The sequence below is a fragment of the bacterium genome (assembly GCA_028821235.1).
Taxonomy (GTDB): domain Bacteria; phylum Actinomycetota; class Acidimicrobiia; order Spongiisociales; family Spongiisociaceae; genus Spongiisocius.
This window is the reverse complement of sequence record JAPPGV010000012.1, coordinates 1-2,955: the sequence shown is the minus strand read 5'-3', so window position 1 is coordinate 2,955 and position 2,955 is coordinate 1. Positions and strand designations below refer to the sequence as shown.

Genomic DNA, 2,955 nt, shown 5'->3' with positions numbered 1-2,955 from the left:
GGCCGGCCGGACCGATCGATGTAAGCCTTCAGGCCGGTGTAGGTGCTTGGCGACAGGCAACGTATAGCGGGGGTGTGACACATTCAGCCCCCCGCTGGTTTCGCCGAGGCGGATCCACCCTCGGTGGGGAGGATCGTTCTCTGGATGGGCCGGACCATCCAGGATGCGTCACGGTGTCCGGGCAGGCCTCACGGACGGGAAAACGGAGCGAGCCCGCGGGTCATGACCACTCGCCACCCCGGCTGCGGGCGGCCAGGTGGCCGGGAGACGGTTGACCCTCGCCCTCGGCGCCTTGCTGGGTCACCGACGCCTGGACGGCCAACCGGTCGGCCAGGTCGTTCCACCGGTTGCCCCCGTGCCCCTTCACCCAGCGGAAGCTGATCGGCCTGGACCGGTAGAGGTCGACCAGCGGCTCCCAGAGGTCACGGTTCGCCACCGGCTGCTTCTTGGTGTTCGTCCAGCCGCGGGTGAGCCATCCCTTCCACCAGCCCTGCCGGAAGCAGTTCACGACATACGTCGAATCGCTGACGACCTCCACCGCGCCTTCGATGGTCCGCACCGCGTCCAGGGCGGCCGCCAACTCCATGCGCTGGTTGGTGGTGTGCGCGGCCGCGCCACTCCGGTACCGGCCGCCCGGGATCACCCAGGCCCATCCCCCCGGGCCCGGATTCCCGGAACAGGCCCCGTCGGTGTACACGACCGTGCGGTCCGGTGGCCGCGCTCCCCTGTCTCCACCGCCCCCGCGCGAGGACCTGGTCCGGTTGCTCTGATCGGGTCTGGTACTGCGTTCGGCCACGCCTCGAATCCTCCGGTCGCGTCCTGGCCAGGCACCATGATGGCATCGACCTAGCGAAGGCAAACCCGCGGCGGTACGTCAAGGAAGCGAAACGCCGCGCCCGAGCGCGATAGCTGTCGGAGCGCCCCCCGCTGTTTCACAGACCCACCACTGACCGCTGTCGGCCGGCAGCCGGCTACGAACCGCCTGCCGTAACCTTCTCCCGGGGAGCGATCCTCTTCAACTCGCCCCTGACCTCGCCCAGATCGCCCACTATCTGGATGATGTTGCCGCCGATAGATGCCTGACCCTCCCTCAGCCCGGCCACACCCTCCTTCAACCCGGCCTGACCCTCCTTCAACCCGGCTTGACCCGATTTGAGCTCGATCTGACCGTTCTCAACCCGGGTTAGGCGGGTATCCACCCCGGCCAGTACCCCATCCTGCTTATCGAGGCGACGGTTCATGAGCTCGTCCTGCTTATCGAGGCGACGGTTCATGAGCTCATCCTGCTTATCGAGGCGACGGTTCAGGCCCTTGGTCGACGAAGCTATCACCCCCCAGAGGATGCCCACCACAGCGAGGAGGCTCCCCAAGTCAACGAGTTGTGAGTCCATCCGCTCGCTCCTTCCCTCTCGATTCTAGAAGATCGACGTCATGAAGGTCTACACCCCTCACGAGATGTGTTTGTCCATCAATACAGCTTTAAGCTAGCGTTCAAATCGGCATTCATAGCGTCTGATAGCGAACTAATTTTATCATTCTCATATCTGACACCGAATGGCGTGATCGGGCTTCCGGCTCATCAGGCCTGAGGCCAGACCGGACATGAAGCCCTCCACATCCTGACGTGCCCCATCCCAGACCGCATGTGGACCCACGTACAACACCTACCCACGCCCACCACCGTCCCCCGATCGACATCTGAAGTTCACTAGCCTTGCGGCCGGTTAGCTTCGGGGACTTAGGAAGGAAGGTAAGCACGGTATGGACCTCAATGGAGCTGTGGCGGTGGTGACCGGAGGGGCTTCGGGCCTCGGGGCGGCAGCCGCCCGGGCGCTGGCCGCCGAGGGCGCGAAGGTGGCGATCCTCGACGTCAACGACGACCTCGGCAAAGCGGTCGCCGGCGAGCTGGGCGGCATCTTCGCCCATTGTGACGTGACCAGCGAGGACGACATGGTGGCCGGGGTCGACGCGGCCGCCGGGCTGGGCGAGATACGGGTGGTCGTCAACTGCGCCGGGATCGGACCGCCCTGCCGTACTCTCGCCCGGGACGGAACCCCCCACTCGCTGGCCCAGTTCCGCAAGGTGATCGACATCAACCTGGTGGGGACCTTCAACACGATCCGGGTCGCCGCCTCGGCGATGATGGGGAACGAGCCCGACGAGCACAACGACCGGGGCGCCATCATCAACACGGCCTCGGTGGCCGCCTACGACGGCCAGATCGGCCAGGCCGCCTACTCGGCGTCCAAGGGCGGGATCGTGGGGATGACCCTGCCGATCGCCCGGGATCTCTCGGTCCTCGGGATCCGGGTCAGCACCATCGCCCCCGGGATCATCGACACCCCCCTCCTGGCCGGCCTGCCTGAACCGGCCAAGGAGTCGCTGGGCCGCCAGGTCCTGCACCCCAAGCGCCTGGGCCGTCCCGACGAGTACGCCAAGGTGGTGATGTTCCTGGTCACCCACCGGTACATGAACGGCGAGACCATCCGCATGGACGGCGGGATCAGGATGGGTCCCAAGTAGGCCCCGAGTAGGGACGTGCCGGTGCCTATGCGGAAGCAATATCTAGGCTGAACGCTCTCAGCAAGGAGAATCGACCAAGGTGACCCAAGAAGATGCTCAGTACATGGCGAGGCGCGCGTCACGCTCCGGCCAGATAGCACTGCTCATCGACGGCGACAATGCCCAACCCTCCCTCATAGAGGACATCCTGGCCGAGGTCGCCAAGTACGGGATCGTGACGACCCGGCGCATCTACGGGGACTGGACGTTGCCTCAGATGTCCTCGTGGAAGAAGGGTCTGCAGACCTTTGCCATCCAGCCGATACAGCAGTTCCGTTACACGGTGGGTAAGAACGCCACGGACAGTGCTCTGATCATCGACGCCATGGACCTGCTGCACGCCGGATCCGTTGACGGCTTCTGCATAGTCTCCAGCGACAGCGACTACACCCG

4 protein-coding genes are annotated in these 2,955 nt (G+C 65.2%); 2 read left to right on the top strand and 2 right to left on the bottom strand.

Translation table 11 applies throughout. The annotated features are described in order from the left end of the window. Positions 1-220: 220 nt before the first annotated feature. Positions 221-697 carry a ribonuclease HI gene (locus OXK16_00780; protein MDE0374488.1) on the bottom strand — a complete coding sequence of 159 codons (477 nt, stop codon included), beginning with the start codon at positions 695-697 and terminating at the stop codon, positions 221-223. A 274-nt stretch (positions 698-971) separates the two neighbouring features. Further along, the gene (locus OXK16_00775) at positions 972-1,391 is read right to left on the bottom strand and encodes a hypothetical protein (protein ID MDE0374487.1); all 420 of its coding nucleotides are present in this window, start codon (positions 1,389-1,391) and stop codon (positions 972-974) included. Between the two features lie 370 nt (positions 1,392-1,761). Here OXK16_00775 and OXK16_00770 point away from each other — a divergent pair, with 370 nt between their 5' ends. Together OXK16_00770 and OXK16_00765 are read left to right on the top strand one after the other, a co-directional pair. After that, positions 1,762-2,523 (top strand): SDR family oxidoreductase, encoded by a 762-nt coding sequence (locus OXK16_00770; GenBank protein MDE0374486.1) that lies wholly within the window; start codon positions 1,762-1,764, stop codon positions 2,521-2,523. 103 nt (positions 2,524-2,626) lie between these two features. Then, positions 2,627-2,955, top strand: a 329-nt coding sequence (locus OXK16_00765; protein ID MDE0374485.1) for an NYN domain-containing protein, incomplete at its 3' end; no start/stop codon positions are given.

What these genes read in the sequence shown, in the direction of transcription:
- OXK16_00770 (MDE0374486.1), top strand. Translation starts at nt 1,762, where the DNA reads ATGGACCTCAATGGAGCTGTGGCGGTGGTGACCGGAGGGGCTTCGGGC.
- OXK16_00775 (MDE0374487.1), bottom strand. Translation starts at nt 1,391, where the DNA reads ATGGACTCACAACTCGTTGACTTGGGGAGCCTCCTCGCTGTGGTGGGC.